This window comes from Paenibacillus rhizoryzae, from assembly GCF_059686995.1.
Window position 1 is genome coordinate 443792 of record NZ_JCAALT010000006.1, and the last position, 25870, is coordinate 469661.

Genomic DNA, 25870 nt, shown 5'->3' on the forward strand with positions numbered 1-25870 from the left:
TCCACTTGTTAAAGTGGTTCTTGGAGGCTTCGGCCCTTGTCTGGAGTAACGGCGGTGAGGCTCACTTCTTATCCACTTGAAGCAGCGAAATGCTCTTCACCGCGTACGTATCCTTCAGCTTCTCTTCGTTAAGTACGTTTAATTTAATGAGGCCCGCAATCTTAGCAGAATCCGGCCTGGACAGCAGCCGCCACACTTCCGGGTCATCAAGGGATTCATACAGCTTGAGGTCATCGTATTCCTTGCGTTCTTGATGCACGATTTTCACCCGGTATTTCTCCGTTTCCAGCTCCGAAACGCCGTGATCCTCGCAATGCACCAAAATCTCCCCGCGCAGCTCCGTCAGCTCCTGCTCAATTTCTTTCTGCTTCTGCTTCAACTGAAAATAACGCTTAACCTTCTTGTCCACTTTATTCACGCTCCTCTGTTACATACCTATGCAGAGGATGTTCTTAATATTTGGATGGCGACGAATTAGGTTATTTCATCCGTATACCGTCTGAGTCCTTGTGCGAACGGCTTCACGCCATCAGGAGCAAGCTGCAAAATCGCATGCATTAACGTCCGTATTGCGTCGGATTGTTCGCAGCCGAAGTGGTCATCTGGACGAGTACATCATAAGCTGCTTTAAAATTGCCTGCCAGACGAAAGTCGGCTGCCGATTGCAGCAAGTTAGCTTAGATCAATTGGTCACCTCGTTGCGAATTGGTTTTGTGGTGAATGGTGCAAAAACGAATCTCTGTGCGCGGTAGGTGCTAATACGCCGGCGCTGCTGCGATCGGTTCCCACCACACGAGAGCGGATATGCCTCTTTCGGCTCGGCGATGAACTCACCCGCTAGCGGCGACGACTCGCCAATCCGGAGGCTGAGATTATAGCTCCACCATCGCTTTTATTACCCGCGATTCCGGCATTAGCCAGCTGGGAAACTGCTCTATCATTTCGGCCAGCGGTGCACGGTGCGTAATGTAGCGGCTGACGTCAATCGCACCTGCGGACAGCGCATCCAAGACCGTGTCGAAGTCTTCTCGCGTCGCATTGCGGCTCGCCATAAGCGTGAGCTCGCGTTTGTGGAACTCGGGATCGTTGAAGGTGATGTCGGCTTTGACCAGCCCGACAAAGACGAGCCTGCCGCCATGGGCCGCATAACGGAACGAGTCGCCCATGGATTTGGCGTTGCCCGTCGCATCGAAGACGACGGTTGGCAGCTCGCCGTTACACGCATCCATGATGCGCCGAACCGGCTCATCAGGCAGCGCGTTCACAAGCGCATCCGCCTTCGCCCATTGCCCGCAGAAGTTAAGCCGGTCGTCGTTCACGTCCATCGCGATGACCTTCGCCCCCTTATGCTTCGCAATAGCCATTACTCCGAGGCCGATCGGTCCGCCTCCGATGACCAGTGCCGTCTCGCCCGCGGTTAGGCCCGACCTTCGCACGGCATGCGCACCGATCGCAATTGGCTCGAGCACTGCGGTCTGGTCTAGCGTCAGTCCGTTCGTTGCCAGCAAACATGCGACCGGGACCGAGATCCGCTCTCTCATGCCCCCATCGCGATGCACGCCCAGAACCGACATATCGGTGCAGCAATTTGTTTTGCCGCTGCGACAAGCGATGCAAACTCCACAGTGCAGGTACGGGATAATGCTGACTTGATCGCCAACTCGGAGTCCTTGTTCGTTAAAGCCAACCTCTTCAATAACACCTGCAAGCTCATGCCCAAGTATTCGCGGATACGAGAAGAATGGCTGGTTCCCTTTGAATGCGTGGAGATCCGTTCCACAGATGCCGATTCGTTTGATGCCGACGATGGCATGTCCCGCTTCGTGTAGCGGTTCGGGTAAAGTTTCCGTCCATTCGAAACGGTCTACTTCCGCGCAGATGATTCCTCTCACAGCTGACCATTCCCCCTGTCTACCTTCGTGTTATATTCATCTTCGGTGAGCCGCTCCATCTCCACCATGAAAGCCGTAACGCCTTCCGCCAGTCCGCCGATGGCAGACAAATCGCTGCCCCAAATTTCCTTGTGACTAAGCAGTCGAGGAACAATTTCCTCAAGCGGAAGTTGGCTAGACCAGCTCCCCGCTAAAAGCGCCAAGGATGCCGCATCGTCCCTAACCGTATACGGAGTGCCATCAAGCGTGCGACCTGTGAAACTATCGCCTTTCCGAACGACGCGGTAATACCGCAACAGTGCAGCAAGCGACTTCACGATTCGCTGCGGCAGCGCCTCTCCGCGCTCCACATAATAAAGCAAAGTAGGCAGCAGCCGGGTTCTGAACTTGCTGAGGCTGTTCATGGCAATATCCGCGAGGCGATGGTTAATGTATGGATTCAGAAACCGCTCATACACGGCCTCCGAGTACGCCTTCAATTCCTCTTCCGGCATGGCAACCGTCGGCACAATTTCATCTGCAACGGCTTCCTTCACAAAAGCATGAAAGGCCGCATTCATCATGACATCTCTGACGTACTGCTCGCCATGCAGCAGGGCAAGCGGGGTCATGAGCGTATGAGCGCCGTTAAGAATGCGCACCTTTCTTAGCTGATACGGACGCAGATCATCGACCCAGCGTACATTCAGCCCTGCCTGCTGCAGCGGCAGCTCTTCGTCCAGCTCCGGTTCCGCTTCGATCGCCCAGAAGTGATACGGCTCTGCTGTAGTCAGCATTGCATCCTCATAACCCCATTCGTCGAACCACGCATTCGCCTGATCCCCAGGCGGATAACCCGTTACAATGCGGTCAACAAGCGAATTGAGGAATCGATTATGCGTGGATACCCATTCTCGGAACGACTCCGGCAGCGACCAATCGTCGCAATATTGCAGCACGCAGCGCTTCAATTCATCGCCGTTGCGCTCAAGCAGCTCACATGGCAGAAAAATAAGCCCGCTGTCAGGAGATGTACTGCCCAGCGCTAGATATCTGCGGTAGAGCAGCCATGCGATTTTGCCCGGAAATGACTGAATCGGTTCGCCTTCCGCAAGCGGCTCCGGGTTGTAGACGAGTCCGGCCTCCGTCGTGTTCGAAACGACAAAACGTAAGGAAGGATTCTCCGCCAGTCCGATGAGCTGCTGCCAGTCGCTGTAAGGGTTGAAGACTGTAGAGAAGACCGATACAATCTCCTTTTTCTCCACGCGCTCCCCCTTCTCCAGCCCCCGCGTCACTAAGGTGTAGAGACCGTCTTGGCTTTGCAGCGTATCGATCTTCGCCCGGCCGCCCGGCCTTGGCTGCGTCAGCGCTACACTTCCATGGAATAGACCTTGCTCACGGCATTTATGAATCATCCAATCGAAGAAACCGCGCAGGAAATTGCCTTCTCCGATTTGCAGCACCGTGACCGGACTTTGCTTGATACCCTCGTAGGCTTGCCGCTGCTTAGCAGGTAATGTCTCTTGACTCAGCTGTTTCCCCATCGATTCAATCCCCTTTGCTTGTTTGGTCTTACTCTAAATTTAACATCCCTATGAGCTCATAAAAGAGCATATTATTGCACATTTATACCCTAATTTGATATATCCTTAGAGAAGAGATGGACGACAAAGGAGCGCTCGCACATGAAGCCTATACGCAAACTTTTCGATGCACAGCCTTCCTTCCCTTTTGCCTACACATTTAAGGATCGAAAAACACCGCAGCGCGAATTGCCTGATCATGTGCATGATTGGTTTGAGCTTGTCTATGTGTACAGCGGTAAGGGTGCTTTCTTTATAGACCGAACTATTTATGACATGAATAAAGGCGATCTCTTCATCATTCCGGGCAATACCATCCATCGCGCATTCCCGGACAAAGAGGATCCCGTTACGTCCACCGCTATGTTTTTTCATCCTATTCTTCTGGATCGCGTTTCGCTGGGAGAATCCTTTTCTTATTTGGCGTGCTTCGAGCAAAGTCGCATGAGTCATACGTTCAAAATGGAATGTTCACCAGCGCTTCAGGAATCTGTTGAACGCGCACTTGATGGGGTGGAATCTGAGCTGCAGACAGCGCAAGCGGGCTACCGCCATGCCATTGTTCTGTATGTAGAGCAGCTGCTGCTGGCGGTCAATCGGGAGAAAGGCGGCGAGAGGAAGCAGAGAGCCAGCTCCGCCTTTATCGGTCCAAGCTGGATGAAGGATAGTTTGCTATACTTGGACCTGCATTTTACGGAGGCTATCGGCCTTAGCAAGCTCAGTCTGATAGCTTCCGTCAGCCCCGCGCATTTTAGCAGAGTATTTAAGCAGAGCACGGGAATGAACGTCACGGAGTTTATTACGGTCAAGCGAATATTGAGAGCTAAGGAGCTTCTGCAGGGCAAGGATGATAAAGTTGCAACCATTGCCGAAGCCTGCGGTTTCGAGAGCATGCCCTACTTCCACCGGGTGTTCAAAGAGATTGTTGGCATGACGCCATCGGCTTATCGGCATCGCACTTAAAAAAAGCCGCCGGTGGATGAGGCATCCCTCGCTCCCGGCGGCTTCGAATCTTATCCGGAAATGGAGTAGCTTCCGTCAATATGAGTGCTGAATCGATATAAGCTTCCGCCTAATTGCTCGGCAGCGACAAGATTTCCTTCTGCATCCGTAATCGTAATTGGCGACTCTGAACGCAAGGTGCAGCTGCCTCCGACTAGGGATTTCACGCTTGCCTTGTGCAGCTTGCCTTCCTTCCACGTCATGCCGACTTCGAATCCCCCGCGAGCACGCAAGCCCTTAACAGACCCGTTCTGCCAAGCATCCGGCAGCGACGGCAGCAGCCATACGTAATTCTGATGGGATTGCAGCAGTAATTCCGCAATGCCCGCCGTAGCGGCAAAATTGCCATCGATCTGGAACGGCGGATGAGCGTCGAATAAGTTGGCGTACACGCCGCCGCGGTGATAGTTTTCTTTTGCATATTCATCGACCAGTTGAAGCAGGTTGTTCACTAGAGCGAGTGCTCGATTGCCATCGCCAAAACGTGCCCATAGGCCGGTTTTCCACCCTAAGCTCCAACCGGTTCCTTCATCTCCACGACGCTCGAGTGAACGACGCGCAGCGGCGAACAGCTCCGGTGTACTCGCCTCCGTCAATTGACGGCCGGGATAGACGCCGAATAAATGCGAGACATGGCGATGGAATTGATCCTCATCCTCGAAGTCCTTGTACCATTCTTGAAGCTGACCATACTTGCCGATTTGCAAGGGGAATAAGCGCTCTTTGGCCGCTGCCAGCTCCGCTCTCCACTCCGCATCGATCTCCAGCTCCTCGGATGCTTCAATGCAGTTCGTGAACAAGTCCCAGATAATCGATAGATCCATCGTCGAAGCTACGCTGACGCCGGAATACCCGTCTTTGGTAACGAATTTATGCTCCGGCGATGTGGATGGTGACGTAATGAGTTTTCCTTGGCCGTCGTCAATGAGCCAATCCAGGCAGAACATCGCCGATTCTTTCAAAATCGGATACGCCTTATCTCTCAGGTAAGCTTTATCTTTGCTGAACGCGTAGTGCTCCCACAAATGCTGGGCCATCCAAGGTCCGCCCATCGGCCACAATGCCCATGCGGCATCGCCTTCTCCAAAATCACCGACCGGTGCCGTATGTCCCCAAATATCCGTATTATGATGAGCCGTCCAGCCGCGCGCACCGTAATGCATACTCGCCGTTTCCCGGCCGCTCTTCGATATCTTCTCGATCAAATCGATCATTGGCTCGTGACATTCTGCGAGCGCACAGGTTTCTGCCGGCCAATAGTTCATCTGCGTATTAATATTAATCGTATAATTGCTGCTCCACGGCGGTCTTGTTTCTTGATTCCAAATGCCCTGCAGATTCGTCGCTTGCGTTCCAGGACGCGAAGAAGCAATCATCAGATAACGGCCAAAATCAAACAGCAGCTTCACTAATCCGGGATCGCTTGCCCCATTTTGCTTAATCCGTTTATCCGTTGGAAGCAGCTCGTCCGATTCCGATGCTTGGCCCAGATCCAGCTCGACGCGATTGAACAGCGCTTGATAATCCGCGATATGCCGCGCGCGAAGCTCCTCGTATGAATGGCTCAGCGCTGCATGAACACGCTGCGAGGTGCGTGCTGAAGGCTGCTCGTCTTTCGTCGCGAAATCCGTCGCCGCATCGAATACCAAGACAACCGATGTAGCGCCGCTTACGCGAAGTCCATCCGGACTCGCTACTACTGTACCGCCATCCGCAGATGCCGCCAGCCTTCCGTTGAAACGGATCGCTTTTGACGTCGACTCATCGCCGTAACGGATCGGATTATCGGAAGACTGATAGCTAGGCGCGACATGCTCAGGAGCTCTGCCGCTCAGCGTTAATTCAGATGCTCCGTCTTGTTCCATGCGGTGACGAAGCGGACTGCTTAGCTTGGCATGGAAGGAGATCTTGCCCGGCTGGCTGGCGGTCAGTTTGATCACGATGACTTGATCCGGATGCGAGGCAAAATACTCCCGCGTATAAGCGACATTGCCGATGCGATAATGCACCGTCGAGATCGCTTCATCGATGCGGAGCTCTCGCCGGTAGCCGCTCGTATTATTACCGTGCTCGAACAGAAGATGCAAATGGGCAAGCGGCAAATAGGATTGCGTGTACGCACCCATCATTCGTTTGCACAGCTGATCGGCTTCCACGTATTTCTCTTGCGCCAGCAACTGGCGAACTTCCGGCAAAGCAGCGAGGGCCTCTGGATTGTTCCAGTTAAAGTTCGGCCCCGACCAAAGCGTGTCTTCATTTAGCTGCAGCTGCTCGTTTTCCACACTGCCATAAATCATGGCACCCAATCGGCCATTTCCAATTGGCAGCGCTTCCGTCCAAACTCGTGCAGGTCCCGGATAATGCAATTTCAATTCATTTCCCTCCCAATCGGTCCTTGATGTTGTCCTATTCACACAGTATCAAACTTCTGCCCCTCTGTGTTGAATTTTTTCCCAATCGGGAGAATTCTCACCGCCAGAAGGGAAGGCTTCCGCCGGTGTGTTGCTCTGGGAGCCATTCTTTCTCAATAACCACCATTCTTCCACCAATGTGTTGCTCTGGGAGCTACTCTTACTCAATAACCACCATTCTTCAACCAATGTGTTGCTCCGGGAGCCACTCTTCCACTAAATCCATCAATTTTCCGCCAATGTGTTGCTCTCGGAACTACTCTTCTATCCAGTCTCCCACCATGTAGATCTCTAGGTGAGCTACATGCTCTCTTTTCGCCAAATTCCGGCCAATGTAGATCTCTGCGTGAGCTACTTTAACGCTGTTTCCCGAAATTCCACCATTGTAGACCTCTAGGTGCACTTCTTCAATTTGCCTCACCTTCCTCCGATGCTCCACTAAAACATGCCAATGTGTTGCTCTCCGAGCCACCCTTACCCTTGCTCACCGCCAACACCAACACAACAACAAAAAGGGCCGCCTCAAAAGTCGCTCTGCGCACTTTCGAGACAGCCCCTCGGTCTAAACCACATCAAACACAGAATCCACATTCACATAGTGCACTGGCACGGAGGCGAATAATCGACTGAGCCGATCGGCCAGCAGCCTCATGCCCGGCTGTTCGCTCTCCAGGTGGCCGAGAACGAGGAGGGACTTCGCCGCTCCACTGTGAGTGGCGTCCCTCACGTACTCCGGCGTTTCCCACTCCGGTCCTTCGCCGTACAGGATCAGATCTAGCTGGTACTGCTCATAGAGCGGAATCGCCAACGCCCCGCCCCCCCTGTAACCAGCGAGTAATCCAATGCGGCGGCACTGCGCAGACAGATCGCCTACGGCACGGAGCGACCCGATCCGTAGCCGCGCCTTCACGTGTGCCGCAATTTCGAGGCCAGTACAGGACGGGAGCTCCACGATTGAAGCCGCAGGGAGATGCTCCACAACGAACGCCTCCCACCCCAGCTCCTGAAGCAAACCTTCCATAATGCCATCGGGCTGCTGTCGATGCAATCCGTCATGGAAGCGATAAACCGCAAGACCGTGCTCGGCAATAAACTGCTTCTTCGCAGCATGCACCGGCCCCGCAAACACCTCATCTCTATCTCCATCATGATGACTGTAAAAGATCCCTTCATGCGAAATCACCATATTCGCCCCTACCGAAACCGCCTGCTCCAAAACCTGCTGCGATGCGATAAAAGTAACGACGATCCCGCTGACAGCCTGCCCAGCTTCACCGAAGAGCAGCTGATCCGCGCGACAACCAACCGCTCCACCCGGCACCGTCGCCGCCAGCGCGTCAAGTACATCCTGAACGATGAGCGTCATTCCAGCCGCCTCCTCCTATACGCCTGAGTAGGCCATGAAACCGCCATCCACCGGAACCGTGACCCCGGTGACGAACCCGGAGACGGTATCGTCCGCCAGCCAAACTAGCGCACCAAGCAGATCCTCCGGCTTCCCGAATCGCCGCATCGGCGTATGGGTAATGATTTTATGAGAACGTTCCGTCAGCGAACCGTCCGCATGGGTTAGCAGCTTCCGATTCTGCTCCGTCAGGAAGAAGCCCGGCGCTATCGCATTAACCCGAATTCCAGCTTCCGCCATATGCACCGCGAGCCACTGCGTGAAGTTATCGATCGCAGCCTTAGCCGCGCTGTAAGCAGGCACTTTGGTCATCGGGCTAGGCGCGCTCATCGACGAAATATTGATAATCGACGCTCCCTCGACATGAAGCATTTGCTTCGCGAAAGCCTGCGTCGGCAGCAGCGTGCCTTTAAAGTTCAAGTCGAACACAAACCCGAAGCCCTTCTCCGTTAAATCGAAAAAGGTGCGAATCCCCTCGGCTCCTACATCCTCTGCCCTAAAAATCTCGTTGGTCGTGCTGCCCTCCGGATGATTGCCGCCTGCACCATTGATGAGCAGATGGCATGGACCCAACTGCTCCATAACTACGTTTGCCGCCACATCCACACTCGATGCATCGAGCACGTCGCAAACAACCGATATCGCCTCAAAGCCTTCCCGGCGGATCTCCTCTACCACCTTCCGTCCCGATTCCTCGGTCCGGTTGAGTATGGCTACCTTCATCCCCTGCCGCGCTAACTCCTTCGCCATTGCGGAACACAGGACGCCGCTTCCACCTGTTACTACAGCTACCTTCCCCTGCAAATGCTCGTGCTTTGGTATGCCCATGCTCATTCCGCCACCTCGCCTGCACGCATGGAATCCCAAACGCCCCACAAATACATAATGCCTAATGCCCGATCATACAGCCCATATCCCGGCCTGCATTGTTCATCCCAAATATGCCGTCCGTGATCCGGACGAGCATATCCTGTAAATCCCGTCTCATAATAAGCCCGCACGACGCCTGCAATATCTACCGTTCCATCGGATGTCCGATGCGAGGTTTCAATGAAATCCCCGTTGTCGTAGACGCGTACATTCCGGATATGCGCGAATGGAATACGGCCTTTAAACTCCCGCACCATAGCCACAATATCGTTGTCCGGATTAGCACCGAGCGATCCACTGCACAGCGTTACCCCATTGTAGGGGCTGTCGACAAGCTGAAGCAGCCTGCGGATGCTTTCTTGGCTGTTGATGATTCGCGGCAATCCGAAGATCGGCCAAGGCGGATCATCGGGATGAATGGCCATTTGGATGCCATGGCGCTCCGCGGTAGGGATAATGTGTTCCAGAAAATACTGCAGATTTCGCCACAGATCTTCTGCAGACACCTGCTTGTATTGCTCAAATAACGGCGCAAGCAGCTTCAGCCGCTCCGGCTCCCAGCCCGGCATCGTGAAATCCAGCTCATTCGCAATGCGGCTCACAAGTTCGCCGGGGTCCATGCTGTCTACCTTAGCTTTCTCATAGAAGAGTGCCGTCGAACCGTCTTCCAGCTCCTTGAACAGCTCCGTCCGCACCCAATCGAATACCGGCATAAAGTTATAGCAGATCGTTTTGACGCCAACCTTCGCCAGCTTCTCAATCGTCTTCTTATAATTGTTAATGTAATGGTCCCTAGAAGGCAGCCCCAGTTTGATATCCTCATGGACATTGACGCTTTCGACAACCTCCAGATGCAGGCCGTAAGCATCGGCTTGTTCCTTGTAGGCAAGAATTTTGTCCATCGGCCACTCTTCACCAGCAGGCACATCATGCAGCGCCCAGACGATCCCTTCCACGCCCGGAATTTGCTTGATCTGCTTCAAAGTAACGGTATCATTGCCGGTCCCGTACCAGCGAAACACCATTTTCATGCCGCACTTCCCTCCTCTTCTCTTCTCTTCTCTTCAAGGTTTATTTAGTAGTCTTTTCCGAAAAAGCGCAGCGCAAAAGGGTGAAAGGGATTGTGCCGGAGAGTTTACGTGCCGCCTTTGCTAGTGTGTTGTTACCTCCTAGTCTAATCCTAGAGAACACACAATCAACAGCGGCCGAAGGCACATCCCTGATCCCTGCAGCACTAGCGCTTTATCCTTAAACTAATAAATCAACCGCCCCCGTTCATCGGCAATCCCCGATTTCCGATAAAAGTACGTATTGATGCAATCGCGCCATTCTTCCGCATGCTCCGCTTGGTGCGTGAGTCGATTAAGCACCTGCGCAAACCGTTCGCTGCCAACCAGCGAGTCTAGCGATTTCCACTGCTCTACAAGCTGCGCCGCGCGCTCCGCACCTTCGAAATGCGTATCGTAAATATGCTGAATGACCGTCTTGCCGCTCTTAAGCCGATGGGTATACGGGACATGGTGGAAGAACAATAGAAGCTCATCCGGACACAACGCAAGCGATTCGTACCGCTCCGCCACCGGAGAATGATATTGGCCCGCGAAGCCGGTTCCGTTTCGCACGGTACGGTCAACGCCCATCCCATGGCAATCCGCATAGTGATACGTGCCCCATTTGGAATATTCATAGCCGTCCACGTTAGGGCCATAATGATGATTCGGATTGACCATCCAGCCTACGCCGAGCGGAGCCGTATAGTCCTCGTAAATGCTGTACGAGCTCAGCAGCATGCCGAGCAAGATACGCTCCACCGCCGAATCCAAGCCGAATGTCATCGCAATCCATTCCCGCGCAATTCGCTCCGCGCTTAAGCTCGGATTCCATGCCAACCGCGCATAGCCATACCAGTTCGCCTGCGCCAAAATATGTCCGGTCCAGCTCGCATCATCCCCGATATTCGCGACTGCCGCTACGCCGCCGCGCGCTCTTCCAAACAGCCGCCCGCTAGCTACTTCGGCAATGGTCGAACCTTCTCCTTGAGCATAAGTATCAAACTCCAAAACTTCTTTCCACTGCGGCACCAAGAAACACAGATGCTTTTGCTGGCCGGTGTACTCCTGCGTAATTTGCAGCTCAAGCAGCTGATTCGTTTCCTTCAACCCGCCGAACAAGGGGGAAACCGGCTCCCGTACTTGAAAATCCATCGGCCCGTTCTTGATCTGCAGCATCACATTATCCCGGAACGTGCCATCCAGAGGCATGAAGTGATCATAGGCGGCACGAGCACGATCCGTAGTGCGATCCCGCCAATTCTGCAGGCAGTTGTAGACAAAACAACGCCAAATCACTTCGCCGCCATACGGTGCCAGCGCATCGGCCAGCATGTTAGCGCCGTCCGCATGATTCCTTCCATACGTAAACGGCCCCGGTCTAAATTCAGAATCGGCCTTCACTACAAATCCGCCGAAATCCGGGATATAACGGTAAATGTTCTTCGCCGCGCCATGCCACCACTGCGCTACCTCTGGCGCAAGCGGATCTGCCGTATCCAGCCCGCCAAGCTCCATCGGACTCGCATAATTAATGCTCAAGTAGAGACGAATACCATACTCGCGGAAGATAGCAGCCGTCTTCGCTACATCCGGCAGAAACTCATCCGTAATGAGCTTCGATTCTTGGCTGTGCACATTAACGTTATTAATCGTTAGGGCATTAATGCCTCCGGATGCCAGCAGCCGAGCGTAGTCCCTCACACGCTCTTGATCCTCGATAAAGCGACCCTCATGGAAGAAAATACTTCTCCCGGCATATCCGCGTTCAATCGATCCGTCCATATTGTCCCAATGGTTAATCATGCGAAGAGCGTTGCTCGGCAGCTCGCGAATGGCGAGTTGCTCGATGCTCTCCCCGGTTTGCAGCAGCCGGATAAAATGGAACACCGCATACAGCACGCCTTTATCCGCATCGGCCGACAGGTAGATCCGATTATCCGCAGACCCGGACCGATGAATAACATACCCTTCCTCGCCCAGCTCATCGAAATTATAGAGACCTGCGAGCGGGTTCAGCAGCTGGGAGCTTCCAATTGTACCGACCACAACCGTCGGCAAGCTCCCCACAACAACCTCTTCCACCTCTTGCGGTGCTTGGCCAAGCATCAAGCCCAGTGCAAGGTTCAACTCTCTGCGTGCCGCTTGCAGCAGCGCTGAATCGCCTGTCATCACTAGCTGCGAGCAGCTCTTCCTATATTCACTTCGTAGTGATTCATTCGAGATTAGCTGATAATCAAGCCAGCATGCATAGCCGCTCTCTGTACTTCTTTTATTCATGGCTGTGACAACCTGCCTCTCATTCGCGAAATGGAAAAGGCCTCCTGTAACAGGAGACCTACCTACTACATATCAACTTTATTCTCCTGCTTCTAATGACCAAATGCGATATTGCCCGCTTAAAGCCAACAAGGCAAATAAGTAGAGACAATTATCATAATAGCGACGATCACCTTCGCGAACAGGCGTATTCCAGAACAGCGCTACGCTCTCGCGCGCGTGAGGCCCATTCGGTGCCGCTAACGATGCGGCTGCATTCGTAGCGATAAGCCCAACCGGATGAAGCGATTTCTCCTCGAACGGCTCACCCGCAATCGTATACCGCCGGTAGTCCTCGGGATGCTTATCCGCGAAGAATGCTTGAATAAGCTCTGCCTCCCGCGTCATCCACTCGTTTGCGCCAAACCACAGCGCTTCTAACCCGATATTGGCTGCGACCCGGTAGGAATCGCTGAAGAAATGTCCGTACCCGCGATCATCGTTAGGCGTTCCGTCATAATGGGCGTACTCCGGCGCTAAGCCGGTTTCCGGATGGCAAGCCAGCAACAAAAACGCTCGGCTGGCTTCCGCCGCTTCTCTCCAGAACGGGCGATCCGCTTCATTAGCCCAAAGAGCAAACAACTCATAGAAATGCGGCAGATGATAGGACGGATCGGAGTATTCGCAGTTCGGCACGAATTTGATTAACTTATTGTCCGGGTTCCACATCGGATAGCCGATGCCGTCTTCCCCGTTGTGTATGCAGTCATGCAGCAGTGCGCGCGCCTTTACGCTGTAATCCAGCGGCGCCGCACCGTCGCCCCACCGATGCGAGGCGAACAATAGGGCAAGCGCGAAGTATTCCTCTCCATCCGGCGCCGGTCCGTTCGAACGCTTCGTTCCATCTGTGTTGCAGGACCAGGCAAAATAGCCTTTATTCTCGCCGGAGGTCATGTACATATAGTGATAGCTCCATCTCCAGAGCCGATCGAAGACATCCTTCTTATCCAGCTGTACAGCCATCATCATGCCGTAGGACATGCCTTCGGTCCGAACATCGAGGTTCCCGGTATCGAGCATATACCCCATTTCGTCACCGGACGGGTAATAGATCCTCGTCGCTTCATGATCGCCGAAGAGGAGCTCCCACGTTTGCTCGATCTTCGCCTCGATGTCCTTCGCGTCATAACCATAATCAAGCAGAAGATTGAAATGTGCTGTCATTAGCCTTTTACGCCTCCCAGCGTCATCCCTTTAACAAAGTACTTTTGCAGGAATGGATAGACCATCACGATCGGCAAGCTTGCGACAATCGTCATCGTAGCTCGAATGGATGTCGGTGTGACGAAGTTTGCAGCCGTTCCGCCCGAGCCATCCATATTACCGCCAGAGGAGCTGATCGAAGCATTCGAGTTTTGAAGCATCTTCATCAGTTCGTATTGCAGCGTGCTTAAGCTAATATGCGACGAGTTATACAGGAACACATCGAACCAGGAATTCCAGTGATAGACCGCCGTGAACAAGGAAGTTGTCGCCAGCACCGGCATCGACAGTGGCATGACGATCTTCAGGAACGTCATAAACTCGCCTGCCCCGTCAATTCTCGCCGATTCCAGTATGCCCTCCGGCAGCGCCTCAATAAAGGAACGAATCACGATGATATTAAATACGCCGACAATGCCCGGAATAATGTAGACCCAGTAGTTGCCCATCAGGCCAAGCTCGCGGATCAGCAAGAAGTTCGGAATCAAGCCGCCGTTAAAATACATCGTCAGCACGAATGCCAGCGTGACGAATTTGCGCAATACGAATTCCGGACGGCTGATCGTGTAAGCCACCATCGCCGAGCAGAAGGTCGAAATAAGCGTGCCGAGAATCGTCCGCGATGCAGAGACCATAGTCGCGTGCAAGATGTCCCCTTGCTTGAACACATACTCATAATTTTCCCAGGTTAATACCCTTGGCCATAAGTAGACGCCGCCCTTAATGGAGTCTCCGGCATCGTTGAGCGAAACAGCCAGCATGTTGATGAATGGATATAGTGTCACGATCATGAGTAGCACCATGAACGTGTAATTGGCGATATCGAACAGCCGATCTCCTGCCGATGAATGACGGGCCATATTTACTTGCGATTTAGCCATGCTGTTCTCCTCCTTAAAACAATCGTTCTTGGCCTAGCCGTTTTGCAAGGTAATTCGCCGAGAACAATAGCACGATGCTGATGACCGTCTTGAATATCCCTGCTGCGACGGACAATGAATAGTTGCCCAGATTCATACCATACTTCAGAATAAAGATTTCAAGATTCTCGGAATAATCGAGGTTCGGTCCATTGCCAAGCAAATACTGCGGCTCGAAGCCAGTCTCTAGAATTTGTCCAAGGTTAAGAATAATCAGAATGATAATAACGGGCCGGATGCCCGGAAGCGTAACATGGAAGATACGCTGGAAGCGTCCTGCTCCGTCAATCTCGGCAGCTTCATACTGCGCAGGATCGATTGTCGTCATAGCGGCCAAATAAATAATCGTGTTCCAGCCTACGTTTTTCCATACTTCCGATATCCCAAGAATGCCCCAGAAATACTTGCCTTCTCCAAGCCAGAGAATCGGTTCCTTGATCAGCCCAAGACCCATCAGAATTTCGTTCAATACCCCGCCATCGGCAGAGAGAACGGTCTGAATGATTGTAGCTGCGACAACCCATGAAATAAAATGCGGTAAATAACTGATCGTTTGGACGACCCGCTTGAACGCTACTTTTCTTAACTCATTTAATAGAATCGCTAGTATAATCGCTGTTACAAAGCCCAGAACGAAATTGATTAAGCTCATGGCAAGCGTATTGCGAAGCACCACCAGAAACCGATCATCGGAGAACATAAACTTAAACTGCTTCAACCCTACCCATTTCTGATCGCTGAAGGATTTCGCCGGCTTATAGTTCTGAAACGCGATCGTCCAGCCCCATAGTGGAATATATTTAAACACAACAAGCCAAATAAGGAACGGAACGGACATTAGGACAAGCGCCCGCTGCTTCACAAGCTTCTCCAGAAATAAGCCGATACCGGATTTCTGACCGAGAAGTATCCGATCGACAGTCACATCCTGCTGCTTGGTTTTTATCATTGCGATCACTCCTCTCCATACCTAACCGGTTCTATATGTCTAAATTAGGAAAGGCCGGCCCCGTACTGCATGCGAGTTCCGGCCTTCCGCCTTACACTTAATTATTAGCCTTTAATCTTTGCCACTTTTTCTTTGACTTTTTCAGTCATCGTTTTCTCGTATTCCGCTACAGGAAGCTTGTTGATTTCGCCTACATACTCGTTCCACAGACCGTCGAACTTATCCGGCGATGCAAGGACGATTTTCGCAAAGTATTTGCGTTGTACGTCTGGTTTCTTAGCGGTGTAGATTTGTGCATCCGAACCTTGCTCAAGTGCGATACTCCATGCCGGGTACCAAGGACGCTCATCCGGAGCGGCGAACATCTCTGCATACGTTTGAACGCCGTATTTCGCAAGACGGTCTTTCTCAGCAGGCGTAAAGGATGCTTGTGCAACTTCTGGTTGTCTGCCTGGGTTTACGGCATTGCCATCCGGGAATGTGGAGCCTTGACCGTACATTGGCCAGTAGTACTCGAAGTAGCCGATACCTACTTGGCGTTTGTAGTCGTTATCTTTAAGCTTGTCGATCTCTTCTTGCGTTCTGTACAATCTGCCTTTGTCGTCCACTTCATAGTTCTTGCCTTGAACGCCCCACTGTACCAGCTTCTGATTCTCATCTGTCAGCAGGTTGTTGAAGAATTTAATGATACGTACAGGATCTTTCGCGCTTGTTGTGATACCAACGCCGCGGTTATTTACAAAGGAAGCTGGATCGATGTATTGATCTTTAATGCCGCTGTCGAACGTGATTGGCAGCGGGAAGTACTCCAGATCGTCGTTGCCGCCGTTTTTCAACGTTTCGGTTTTCAACGTTTGCAGCGCTTGGTTCACCTGCCAGCCGTAATCGAAGAAGCCAAGTACTTTACCGGAAGTCAGCTTCGCCAAGTATTGATCGTAGTTGTCTACGAAGGAAGACTTGTCGAACAACCCTTCAGCGTTAAACTCATTCAGTTTCTTCAACCAGCGTTTGGTATCATCGTTGGCTGCGTAGATTTTGGAATCCATTGTGTTCATATCCACTTGGACTTCGCCGTCATTCGGGTAGCCTGCAAGATGGTTTGGCGGGTTCGTTGTTGCAAAGAAGCGCCAGTCATGCGTCAAAGACATGAAGCCAGTCAATTTATCGTCTTTGTGCTTGCCTGCATAATCTTTAATCAGGTTAAAGTACTCGTCGAATGTTTTGATCTTCGGATAGCCAGCATCCTTCAGGACGCGGTTTTGTACCCAGAAAGCGCCTTGGTCGATCGTTGGGTTCGGCTTATATTCCCCAACTACCGCGCTGAATGGCAGGAAGTAAATGTTGCCGTCGTCCGCTTTCATCAGGTTCATGTAAGGGCCGTATACGCGCTTGATGTTTGGACCATATTGATCGATAAGATCGTTCAGCGGAATGAACGCGCCCGCTTCCAAAACTTTGTCGATGCCTGCATCCGGCTGCAGGATATCCGGATATTCGTTACTAGCGATCATCGTTCCGATCTTCGTATTCAAGTCGCCTACAAGATGCTCCATCTTGAAGTTGACGCCCGTTTGATCCTCCAGGATTTTACCGATTTCCGTCTTGTTCGTATCTGTGTCTTTGTTTGCCGTAGCATTGAAATAAGTGAAGGTTACGGGCTCTTCTTTCGCCGGTTCAGCTGCATCTGTTGTGTTCGTAGCTGTGTCTGTGTTAGTTGTTGCAGCATTGCCTGTTTCCTTTGGAGCGTTTTCATTTGCATTGTTATTGCCGCTGGAACAGCCGACAATACTCATGATTAGCGCGAGCGACATCATGCCTAGTTGCCATTTCTTTCTGTTTTTCAAAGAAAAGTCCCCTTCCTGCTCTATAATTTGTAAGCGCTTCAATTGAACATCTTCAGTATACAAAGCCGAGCAATCTTTGTTTACCAGGTAAACTATATGTCGCGCTTAGAAAATTAAAGAGATCGTATTTCGATCCGAATCGACGTCCCCGAACCTTTGCTGCTCTCCAAGTCGAAGGTCGCCCGGTCGCCATAAAACATCTTCAGACGCAAATAAACATTGCGTATGCCGATGCTTTCCCCGATTTCTTCCTCGGTCGAATACAGATTTTGCAGCAGCTCGTTTCGTTTCTCTTCCGTCATGCCCACGCCGTTATCACTGACCACGCAGAGGAGTCCACCCGGAGATTTGCTCACGCTAATCGTGATCAAACCGGCATTCTTCAAGGGCTCAATGCCGTGGATGCTCGAGTTCTCTACCAGCGGCTGCAGCGTCATCTTCGGAATTTTCTCTGTGGCGCAGTCCGGATCTACCTCGATCCTGTAATCCAGCTTGTCCCCGAATCGGTATTTCTGAATCTGCAGGAAGCTCTCGACCAAATCGAGCTCATCTCTAACCGTTACCATATCTCTGCCCCAGGAGAGAGACTTACGGAAGATCTTCGCCATATGATGAATGATTTTGGCCGTCTCTTCTTCGGACTTCATCAAGCTCCGCATGCGAATGGTCTCCAGCGAGTTGAATAGAAAATGCGGATTGATCTGACTCTGGAGCGCATGCAGCTGCGACTGGTTGCGGCTAAGCTCCAGCTCTTTCTTCTGAATGTCGGCCATATAGACATCGTGAATCAGACTTTTGATTTGCATCGTCATTCGGTTGAATTCCGTTGTCAGCTGCCCGATTTCGTCATTGGTCTCTTCGTTATCGATCAGCTCGAAGCTGTGGTTCTTCACCCGCTTCATCTGCCTCAGGATACGGAATAACCGCTGATTGAGCGAGCGTGTGAACCAAACAATAATGAGCGTAGGAACAAGGATGTTCGGGAGCGCCATATAGATGACGAATTCCCTAGACTTCCGGACTTCTACCAACACTTCTCGCTCTTGAAATTTGCCTGCAACGCGCCAATTCAGCAAATACTCCTTGTTCGCGAACCCTTCTTCGAATACGATGCCGTCATTGTCCGAGATATCGTCGCCGTCCGCTTTGCCGGAAGAATACTGAACCGTATCCCCTTCGAGCAAATAAACGTTGCCCTCCAGCGTCACATTGCTTAATACTTGCCGGATGAGCCCGGGATCAAGGTCAATCTTAATGATTTTCTCGAAATTATTCTGCCCCGCCGAGCTGCTCATTCGCCTGACAATGCTGATCGATGGATCGGATGCAGACTCATTATTGCGCACAAGAATCGGATTAGACGTGCCTGAGCTTACCAGCCGTTTATACCACTCTGCATCGGGACTAATCTGCGAAATAGGCGAGACATAGCCGCCATAAATGATCGTATCGTTATCCGTATAGATGGTAATATTCTGAATCGCCCTGTATACAGGCGCGTATTTCTCCAGCATGTCCGTAATATAGGAGTGGTAGTTCATGACGTAATCGGACGAATACACATAGCGTTGATCCAAATAGTCGTTCATAATGGAATCGTTATAAAGGACGGAAGAGATGCCGACTACGGCATCGATCTGATACATGAACTCGTTGCGCATCTGCTCGATAGCCAGCGACAAGTCTTTCAGCTTCTGGTTCTTCACGTTATTCGTCGTAATGTTGTAGAAGATGACGTTCGTGAGCACAACCGGAATTAATACCGATAGAAAATAAATCATCAGCATCTTGCTTCGAAGCCTGATGTTATGGAAGGCGCTGCTTATTCTCATGAACGTGAATCCTCCTGCGCCTTCTATGTTTTTGCGATCATCGCATTTTTATACTCGGTCGGGGTTTTCCCCTCCACTTTCTCGAATTGGCAGACGAAATAGTCCGCATTGCCGAATCCGACGTTTGCCGCGATCTCGTAAATTTTCTTATCCGTCTGGCGAAGCTGGCTCTTCGCCTCTTGAATCCGAATTTGCAGCAGAAACTCATTAAAATACATGCCATATGACTTCTTGAATAGCTGACCCAAATAAACCGGATTCATATAGAAGAGCTTGGCAATGCTCTTCAGGCTGATATTGCTGGCGTAGTGGCTTTCGATATAGCTTTTGATTTTGCCAATCTCGCCTTTCCCTATCTTGCTGCGCAGCGACGCCATATATGCCGTACACTCCGTTAAAAATTCCATCAGCAGACCCTTAACGCTCTCCAATGTTCGAGGTTCGTTATACCAGTGCATAATGGGATTGAAGGCCGCCAGTTTATTCGCATCGCCTTGCATCGTTTGGATGATTCTAGTTGCCCCGTGCACACATCTGGAGATCGAAGCGCGTATCGATTCCAAGGCAAAACCCTGCTCCCGGAAAGCAGCAAACATCGCATCCACGAGCTTCATTACGCCCTCGCCGTCATGCTCTTCCAAACGCTCCATCAGCTCGACATACTGGGTCTGCTCGATCTCTTTATACTGCAGCACCATGCCTTTGATATCCTCATAGAGGATCGCTTCTTTGGGCGCCTGCGCGAATTTATATTTCATCGTTTCCATAGCCGTCGTGTAAGAAGCTTTCACTTGATCCAGTCCGTTGATTCGATCGCCAACATAGACGCGTGATACGCCTTCGCTTCTTCCTGCTGTCGCCCGGATTAGATCATCAGCCAGCCGCTTCACCCAATCCGGTCCTTGGCCCGATGGAATCAGAAATCCAAGTCCGTACATACTCGGAATGTAGATGAAAGTTTCTTTGTCCGGTGCGTACCTCCGGAGCACTTTAAGGACGGCTTCTTTCACCTCGCCAATTTGCTCATTCTTCTCTTCCTCACTGAGGTGAGGAGGGACATTATTGAGCTCAAGCGCAACGTATCGCAGCTGTTTATTGATCGGCAGCCCCAAGAACAGCGCCGCATCCGCAAGCAGCTTCTCATCTGATTTGCCCGAGAGGAGCTGTTCGAACAGGGAGATTTGGAATAGGAGCTTGCTCCCTTCTTGCCACGGCGGACGCTCATCAAGCGTCTCATTAATGCGCGCTAACGTTTCCATGAGCTCGTTCTCGTCAATGGGCTTCAGCAAATAATCATGAACGCCGTAACGAACAGCCTGCTGCGCATATTTGAAATCGCCATAACCGCTAATAATGATAAATTTAATATCCTTGCTGATTCGCTCCTGAACGGTCTGAATAAGCTCGAGCCCGTCCAGTACAGGCATACGAATATCGGTAATGACGAGATCCGGCATCTGACGCTCGATTAGGGCGAGCGCTTCTTCCCCATCCTCCGCCTCGCCAACGATCTGAAAGCCATATTCCTCCCAAGGGATAAGCCCTACAAGTCCTTTGCGGGCAAACATTTCATCGTCAACCAGAATCGCTTTTCTCATAGGAATGCCTCCGATTTTGGTTTATTTATCACTGTAATCGCTTACAAGTCGCGTCACCAAAAAGTTTTTGTTCCTTTAGTATTTTCAAATTCAATCCATTTTACTAAGACATCCTGCTTTCGTAAACTTAAAGAAGTATAGGTTTTGCTTCGTTTTCTAAAGAAAATGCTGCGATTGCGCTCTATTACCTGTTCTGTGATACTCTAAGGCTAGGCATTCGGACAACAACCGTCAAGTTATGAATGAGGTGAAATGATGGGGAACATTACAATTGAAGTGATCAAGGACGGCAATATCGAGCCATGCAGAGCGCTCTGCAATGAACTGATGGCATTCCAGCAATCCCGGGCGACAATGCTGCCGGAAGTGTTTGATGCGATGAATTTCGATACGCGGATGAAACGAAGCTATGACCATGCACTGGAGAGCCAGGTTATTGTCGCGAAGGACGATGGTATGCCGATTGGCTATGTATTCTCGACGATCGACGAAATCAAGGAAAGCAGCAGAAATGCCTACCCGGACTGGGCTCCCCGCGGAGGCAAAGGCTTCTATCCGGATTGGGACGACCTGCCCGCTAAAGTCGGCTGCTTAAACAATTTATATATCCGCGACGGCTATCGGGATATGAAGCTTGGCTCCAAGCTGTTCGACATGTCGATCGACTGGCTGGAGAGCTCCCCTCATGTGGACATCATCTTCATCTATGTTTCCAATGGCAATGAGGCGGCGCTGAACTTCTACCTCAGCCGCGGGTTTACGTACAGCCACGAGGTGTTTGGCGGGTTTATTAAGGCGGTTTATAAGTTTACAAAACAAACCCCGCGTTAGGAATAACGCGGGGTTCTTTCATGGGAAATCCGTTGGGTGGTTATGGGATTAGCACATGCGCATGTTCTGCCATCCAACTTTGATCATCACTGGCAAGCATGCTCCTTGAATGTTGCTTTTTATGCAACATTCAAAGAGCAAAGGAGGTTTCAGAGAGGAAATGTTGCGAAATTTGCAACATTCTCCCCTTCTATAACCGCCGAGCTGCCATTTCTCTAATAATGCTGCATTTTGTGCAACACTTAGCGATAATGAGCTACGGGACGGGTACAATGCTGTATTTCCTGCAACATTTATTAACCGATGCCCCGCCCATTCTTCAGCCGATCATCCGGAAATCAATATGCAGCGGCGGCGGACATTGCTGCATCGCTTCCTCGATCAGTGCCTGCGTAAGTTCGACGTTCCTTTGTTCCGCGAGCTTCTTGGCGCTGTACTTGAACCATAGCTCGATGATCAAGGTTTCGCCCTCGCGGATCACAGCGAACTCCGTAGCGAATAGCTTCTCCATGAAAGCGTCATGGCCAAGCTCCAGCGCGACTGCGCCTACGATAATTTGAATACGGTCGCTGCTCGCGAATGCCGGAGGCAACGATTCATACAATTGCCATGCCCGCTCGTAGTCCTTATTCTGAATGACAAGATTGAGATACTCTTCCACGAATGCACGGTCCGGGAAACGACCGGATACCGCATACGCCTGCTCATAATAAGCCAGCGCGCGATCCGTCTCGCCTCGCTGCTTCATCACCACGGCTAAATTTCGGAATACCCATGCCGAAGGCTTCAATCGCAGCGATGCTTCCCATGCCTCAATCGCTTCCGCGTCCAGCCCGTTCTCATAGAGCATCACTCCATGATGCAAGAGCGCCGTCCAGTTACGATTATCCGCTTGCTCAAGGCTGCTCTTCAGCCTATCCATCCACTCTTCTTGCATCATCCACGAGGGCGGAATCTCCTCAACATCATGCTCAGGAAGATATCCTTCCCTGAGAAGGACAAGCCAAGGCTGCTGCTCCGCCCCCAGCGTCTCATTCGCGAAGACGAAGCCCTCCGGGATCGCAGTAGCAACAGTAGCAGCAGTTTCAGCACTACCACCGCCACCACCCTCGGCTTCCCTACGCACTCGCTCTAACGCACCCCAGCCAGAGCCCGTATGCAGCGACAATTCCGGCGTTTTGCCCGCATGCGCCTGAAATCTCGCATGTTTGGCATACACCTCTTCCTCGCTGAGCTCCTGACTGACTTGCGCCTCTATATAATCACGCGCTTGATCCCAATTCTCTTGATAAGCCGATTCCGTATCGATATTCAGCATCCCTATCATTTGCGTGAAATCCCATACGGAATGCGCAGGCATCTCGATGCCGTGCAGCTGCGTCGGTGCAAACCCGCCCTGCACCTCGATGTAGTGGCCTTCGCCCGGCTTGGCCAAGAAATCGCACCACCGTCTGCCCCCCGCGTGATTGCCCCAGCAAAACATTTTACGATAGCGAAGCAACGAAGTCGATCGCTCGAAGAACATGCGGCCATCCTCATAGGCGACGGCTTCCCATGGCGACTTCTCAGCGGCAGGCGTCTGGAAGAAATACTCGCTCGCATACGGGAATCCCATGGGATACGATACATCCACGCCCGGAACAGATGGAAGAATAGGCAACTTGTCGGCACCGTAGCCCTTCTGCGCAGGATCGATATAGATGACCTCGCCGGTCCCCGAGAACACCCGCGACTTCTCCGTTTCCTCTACGGCGATGTTCGTCCACCAATACATGGGCACCGCCGCCGCCTGATCATTCACGATCCGAACATAGACCCCTAGCTGCCTGGCGCCGGGAGGCAAATGAAAATCGATATGCCAGAACAGATTCTTGCACCGCTCATACTCGTAGATGCGCAGGAACTCGTTCCCTTCATCATCCGTGAGCTTAGCCGCGTGCATCGGCGAACAGGTCGTGAACGTATGGCCAATGTGACCGATATTCCATTCGATCCCGCCCGAGAACCATGCGTTCAGAATCGCCAAGTTGGCCGGCTGAAACACCGGATTTTTGTACAGGATCTCGCGCCCGGTTGCCTTTTCTTGCAGCGAATACAGCCTTCCGCCGTACTCCGGCAGAAAGACGGCTTTCAGCACGTCATTTTCCAGCACAATCGTCTTCAGTTCAATCGTCCCGCGTTTCCTCGAATACCGGTCCTGCATTCGATACGGCAAATAGCGATCGCCTGTATTATCGCCCATATATAGCTTATGTTCCGGCGTCAGACTGCCGTTATCCGTTACTTCGCGATGCTTCTCCTTGCTTCTGAACATCGGCAGGGGGTTCTCCCCTTCCGGCCTTGCTCCCTCAATCGTCAGACTTGCGGTCGTCACCAACATGGCGGCCCATCATCTCCCCACGGTTTTATCCCTTAACGGCACCTACAGTCAATCCCGAAATAATACGCTTGGATACAAACAGATACACGATAAAGCTTGGCAGAAACACGACCATACAGGCCGCGAAGATACCGCCGTAATTGCCCGTATTGGCATACCCGTAAACGATCGACTGCAGCGATAACGCGAGCGTGCGCGAATTGGCATCATTGGAGAAGATCAGCGCGAAGAAGTATTCGTTCCACACCCCAAGAAAGTTGAAGATCGATAACGTGATGATGCCCGGCTGCGCTACCGGCAGAATGATTTGAATGAACGCCCGAATCGGACCGCAGCCGTCCATTGCGGCAGATTCCTCGAGTTCTTTGGGAACCGAGGCGAAGAAGCTGGTGAGGAAAAACACGGCAAACGGGACATTCGTGCAAATATAAACGAGAATCAACGTGATGATCGAGCCGGTCAGCTTCAATTCCACAAAAATCGAGAACAGCGGAATCGAGATGAGAATGCTCGGAATCGCAAGCGCGGACATGAACATCATGTTCAGCAGCCCGCGTCCCCTAAACTGCGCTCGGCCCAGCATATACGCGGCCGGAGCCGCAACGACGACGATGCCGATGCAGGCCGTAACCGTATAAATAACACTATTCGCAAAATACCGCCCAATGTCCTGCTGCTTGAACAAGTCCGTATAGTTGGAAAAATGGATGCCGCTCTTCAATAGGGAGTTCGTGAAAATATCTCTCGTTGAACTCAGCGAAGCCAGGATGACCCAACCAAATAGAATGACGGAGAATAGCAGCCAGGCATAGAGCGGAATGTACGCCGGTAATAGATTCATTTTCTTTCGCATTGCAACGCTACGCATGAAGGTCCCTCCTCCTCTTAATATTCCAAACGGTCTTTCGGGAAAAGCCGGCTGATGAGCGCGGATGCAAGCAGCGTCGCTAACGTAATCAAGATGCCGACACTCGCCCCTGATCCGACGTTGAATGCGCCGCCATCGGTCAGCACGGAGTTCCCTTTGGACATGCCGAACACCTTCTGATACATGTAGTACCCCGGTGTAACGGTATGCGGATCATCAAGCCCGAACGTCGCCGACCATACGAAGAAATTGAACGCCGTAATGGTCCACAGGACCAGCGTTGTACGAAATACATCCCGCAGAAGCGGAAGCGTAATCTTGAAAAATTTCGTCCACGGGCTCGCACCTTCTAAGGTGGCTACTTCGTAGAAATCGCCGGGAATCCGGTTGATGCCGGCATTCAGAATAAGCATGAAATAACCGATCGAACCAAAGCTGAACGCCATAATCATCGCATAATAGATATGCTCGTTATCCGTCCACTGTATATTGGCAAGCGCCGTTAAACCAAGGCGATTAAATACGGTAGTCAGCAATCCGAAACTCGAATTGTAAATATATTGGAGCCATACAACGGACATAACCACCGCGGACACCGTATTCGGCAGGAAGATGAGCGACCGCCAGAAGTTTTTCCCCTTCACTCCGGAAGTAAGGATGGCCGCATAGAGGAAAGCAAAGACGAAAATCAGCACGCCGCCAATCGCCCAGATGCCAAGCACATTTTTGACCGATCCGATAAAATACGTACTGCTCGTTACATCCTTGTAATTCACGAGTCCAACAAACTTCCACTCGGCAATGCGGCTGGAGAGCGTCGGGATATTATAGAAGCTCATAGCAAATGTGCGCAAAGTCGGATAGAGGAAAATGGCCAGATAGATGATGACAGCCGGCGCTAAGAACAGCGCGATAATAGATTTTTTCATTCTCAT

At 51.7% G+C, this 25870-nt stretch carries 19 protein-coding genes; 2 read left to right on the forward strand and 17 right to left on the reverse strand.

All coding sequences use genetic code 11. From position 1 onward, the window contains the following. Positions 1 to 61: 61 nt before the first annotated feature. The 3 genes from AC6ESO_RS19975 to AC6ESO_RS19985 form a co-directional block, all read right to left on the reverse strand. Positions 62 to 409 carry a hypothetical protein gene (locus AC6ESO_RS19975; RefSeq protein WP_497092896.1) on the reverse strand — a complete coding sequence of 116 codons (348 nt, stop codon included), beginning with the start codon at positions 407 to 409 and terminating at the stop codon, positions 62 to 64. Positions 410 to 872: 463 nt separating this feature from the next. Then, on the reverse strand, positions 873 to 1892 hold the full coding sequence (locus AC6ESO_RS19980) for a zinc-binding alcohol dehydrogenase family protein (RefSeq protein ID WP_497092897.1): 1020 nt from the start codon (positions 1890 to 1892) through the stop codon (positions 873 to 875). Continuing rightward, positions 1889 to 3415 (reverse strand): tagaturonate reductase, encoded by a 1527-nt coding sequence (locus AC6ESO_RS19985; RefSeq protein ID WP_497092898.1) that lies wholly within the window; start codon positions 3413 to 3415, stop codon positions 1889 to 1891. The genes AC6ESO_RS19980 and AC6ESO_RS19985 overlap by 4 nt, the downstream gene beginning before the upstream one ends. Before the next feature lie 141 nt (positions 3416 to 3556). Between AC6ESO_RS19985 and AC6ESO_RS19990 the strand changes: the two genes are divergently transcribed. Continuing rightward, positions 3557 to 4417 carry an AraC family transcriptional regulator gene (locus AC6ESO_RS19990; RefSeq protein ID WP_497092899.1) on the forward strand — a complete coding sequence of 287 codons (861 nt, stop codon included), beginning with the start codon at positions 3557 to 3559 and terminating at the stop codon, positions 4415 to 4417. 50 nt (positions 4418 to 4467) lie between these two features. Here AC6ESO_RS19990 and AC6ESO_RS19995 read toward each other — a convergent pair whose 3' ends face one another. From AC6ESO_RS19995 to AC6ESO_RS20045, 11 genes are all read right to left on the reverse strand, one after another. Beyond that, complete coding sequence (locus tag AC6ESO_RS19995) at positions 4468 to 6828, reverse strand: glycoside hydrolase family 95 protein (protein WP_497092900.1); 2361 nt, start codon at positions 6826 to 6828, stop codon at positions 4468 to 4470. Between the two features lie 601 nt (positions 6829 to 7429). Continuing rightward, a complete protein-coding gene (locus AC6ESO_RS20000) occupies positions 7430 to 8233 on the reverse strand; it encodes a Nif3-like dinuclear metal center hexameric protein (protein WP_497092901.1) in 804 nt (267 codons plus the stop codon). Between the two features lie 15 nt (positions 8234 to 8248). Continuing rightward, a complete protein-coding gene (locus AC6ESO_RS20005) occupies positions 8249 to 9100 on the reverse strand; it encodes an SDR family oxidoreductase (RefSeq protein ID WP_497092902.1) in 852 nt (283 codons plus the stop codon). A gap of 2 nt (positions 9101 to 9102) precedes the next feature. After that, positions 9103 to 10173, reverse strand: coding sequence for a mannonate dehydratase (gene uxuA / locus AC6ESO_RS20010; RefSeq protein ID WP_497092903.1), 1071 nt, complete (start codon positions 10171 to 10173; stop codon positions 9103 to 9105). A gap of 222 nt (positions 10174 to 10395) precedes the next feature. After that, entirely contained in the window at positions 10396 to 12471 is a 2076-nt protein-coding gene (locus tag AC6ESO_RS20015) for an alpha-glucuronidase family glycosyl hydrolase (RefSeq protein WP_497092904.1), read from the reverse strand. A gap of 78 nt (positions 12472 to 12549) precedes the next feature. Next, positions 12550 to 13674, reverse strand: a complete 1125-nt coding sequence (locus AC6ESO_RS20020) for a family 8 glycosyl hydrolase (RefSeq protein WP_497092905.1) — start codon at positions 13672 to 13674, stop codon at positions 12550 to 12552. Then, positions 13674 to 14594 carry a carbohydrate ABC transporter permease gene (locus AC6ESO_RS20025; protein ID WP_497092906.1) on the reverse strand — a complete coding sequence of 307 codons (921 nt, stop codon included), beginning with the start codon at positions 14592 to 14594 and terminating at the stop codon, positions 13674 to 13676. Before AC6ESO_RS20025 ends, AC6ESO_RS20020 begins: the two co-directional genes overlap by 1 nt. A 13-nt stretch (positions 14595 to 14607) precedes the next feature. After that, positions 14608 to 15471: an ABC transporter permease gene (locus AC6ESO_RS20030; RefSeq protein WP_497093012.1), complete on the reverse strand. Its 864-nt coding sequence runs from the start codon at positions 15469 to 15471 to the stop codon at positions 14608 to 14610. 215 nt (positions 15472 to 15686) lie between these two features. Then, positions 15687 to 17396, reverse strand: a complete 1710-nt coding sequence (locus tag AC6ESO_RS20035; protein WP_497093013.1) for an ABC transporter substrate-binding protein — start codon at positions 17394 to 17396, stop codon at positions 15687 to 15689. Between the two features lie 143 nt (positions 17397 to 17539). Beyond that, positions 17540 to 19258 carry a sensor histidine kinase gene (locus AC6ESO_RS20040; protein ID WP_497092907.1) on the reverse strand — a complete coding sequence of 573 codons (1719 nt, stop codon included), beginning with the start codon at positions 19256 to 19258 and terminating at the stop codon, positions 17540 to 17542. A gap of 23 nt (positions 19259 to 19281) precedes the next feature. Further along, complete coding sequence (locus AC6ESO_RS20045) at positions 19282 to 20856, reverse strand: response regulator transcription factor (protein ID WP_497092908.1); 1575 nt, start codon at positions 20854 to 20856, stop codon at positions 19282 to 19284. A gap of 252 nt (positions 20857 to 21108) precedes the next feature. Between AC6ESO_RS20045 and AC6ESO_RS20050 the strand changes: the two genes are divergently transcribed. Beyond that, positions 21109 to 21687, forward strand: coding sequence for a GNAT family N-acetyltransferase (locus tag AC6ESO_RS20050; RefSeq protein ID WP_497092909.1), 579 nt, complete (start codon positions 21109 to 21111; stop codon positions 21685 to 21687). A gap of 319 nt (positions 21688 to 22006) precedes the next feature. Here AC6ESO_RS20050 and AC6ESO_RS20055 read toward each other — a convergent pair whose 3' ends face one another. Genes AC6ESO_RS20055 through AC6ESO_RS20065 form a run of 3 tightly spaced genes read right to left on the reverse strand, consistent with a single transcriptional unit; the run spans position 22007 to position 25870 of the window. Next, on the reverse strand, positions 22007 to 24067 hold the full coding sequence (locus AC6ESO_RS20055; RefSeq protein WP_497092910.1) for a DUF5107 domain-containing protein: 2061 nt from the start codon (positions 24065 to 24067) through the stop codon (positions 22007 to 22009). A gap of 25 nt (positions 24068 to 24092) precedes the next feature. After that, positions 24093 to 24935, reverse strand: coding sequence for an ABC transporter permease subunit (locus AC6ESO_RS20060; RefSeq protein ID WP_494821592.1), 843 nt, complete (start codon positions 24933 to 24935; stop codon positions 24093 to 24095). A 17-nt stretch (positions 24936 to 24952) separates the two neighbouring features. After that, complete coding sequence (locus AC6ESO_RS20065) at positions 24953 to 25870, reverse strand: carbohydrate ABC transporter permease (RefSeq protein ID WP_497092911.1); 918 nt, start codon at positions 25868 to 25870, stop codon at positions 24953 to 24955.

Coding starts and splice junctions, on each gene's coding strand:
- AC6ESO_RS19985 (WP_497092898.1), bottom strand. CDS start 3,415: ATGGGGAAACAGCTGAGTCAAGAGACATTACCTGCTAAGCAGCGGCAA.
- AC6ESO_RS19990 (WP_497092899.1), top strand. CDS start 3,557: ATGAAGCCTATACGCAAACTTTTCGATGCACAGCCTTCCTTCCCTTTT.
- AC6ESO_RS20000 (WP_497092901.1), bottom strand. CDS start 8,233: ATGACGCTCATCGTTCAGGATGTACTTGACGCGCTGGCGGCGACGGTG.
- AC6ESO_RS20005 (WP_497092902.1), bottom strand. CDS start 9,100: ATGGGCATACCAAAGCACGAGCATTTGCAGGGGAAGGTAGCTGTAGTA.
- uxuA (WP_497092903.1), bottom strand. CDS start 10,173: ATGAAAATGGTGTTTCGCTGGTACGGGACCGGCAATGATACCGTTACT.
- AC6ESO_RS20015 (WP_497092904.1), bottom strand. CDS start 12,471: ATGAATAAAAGAAGTACAGAGAGCGGCTATGCATGCTGGCTTGATTAT.
- AC6ESO_RS20020 (WP_497092905.1), bottom strand. CDS start 13,674: ATGACAGCACATTTCAATCTTCTGCTTGATTATGGTTATGACGCGAAG.
- AC6ESO_RS20025 (WP_497092906.1), bottom strand. CDS start 14,594: ATGGCTAAATCGCAAGTAAATATGGCCCGTCATTCATCGGCAGGAGAT.
- AC6ESO_RS20030 (WP_497093012.1), bottom strand. CDS start 15,471: ATGTCCGTTCCGTTCCTTATTTGGCTTGTTGTGTTTAAATATATTCCA.
- AC6ESO_RS20035 (WP_497093013.1), bottom strand. CDS start 17,396: ATGATGTCGCTCGCGCTAATCATGAGTATTGTCGGCTGTTCCAGCGGC.
- AC6ESO_RS20040 (WP_497092907.1), bottom strand. CDS start 19,258: ATGAGAATAAGCAGCGCCTTCCATAACATCAGGCTTCGAAGCAAGATG.
- AC6ESO_RS20045 (WP_497092908.1), bottom strand. CDS start 20,856: ATGAGAAAAGCGATTCTGGTTGACGATGAAATGTTTGCCCGCAAAGGA.
- AC6ESO_RS20050 (WP_497092909.1), top strand. CDS start 21,109: ATGATGGGGAACATTACAATTGAAGTGATCAAGGACGGCAATATCGAG.
- AC6ESO_RS20055 (WP_497092910.1), bottom strand. CDS start 24,067: ATGTTGGTGACGACCGCAAGTCTGACGATTGAGGGAGCAAGGCCGGAA.
- AC6ESO_RS20060 (WP_494821592.1), bottom strand. CDS start 24,935: ATGCGTAGCGTTGCAATGCGAAAGAAAATGAATCTATTACCGGCGTAC.
- AC6ESO_RS20065 (WP_497092911.1), bottom strand. CDS start 25,870: ATGAGAATGAAAAAATCTATTATCGCGCTGTTCTTAGCGCCGGCTGTC.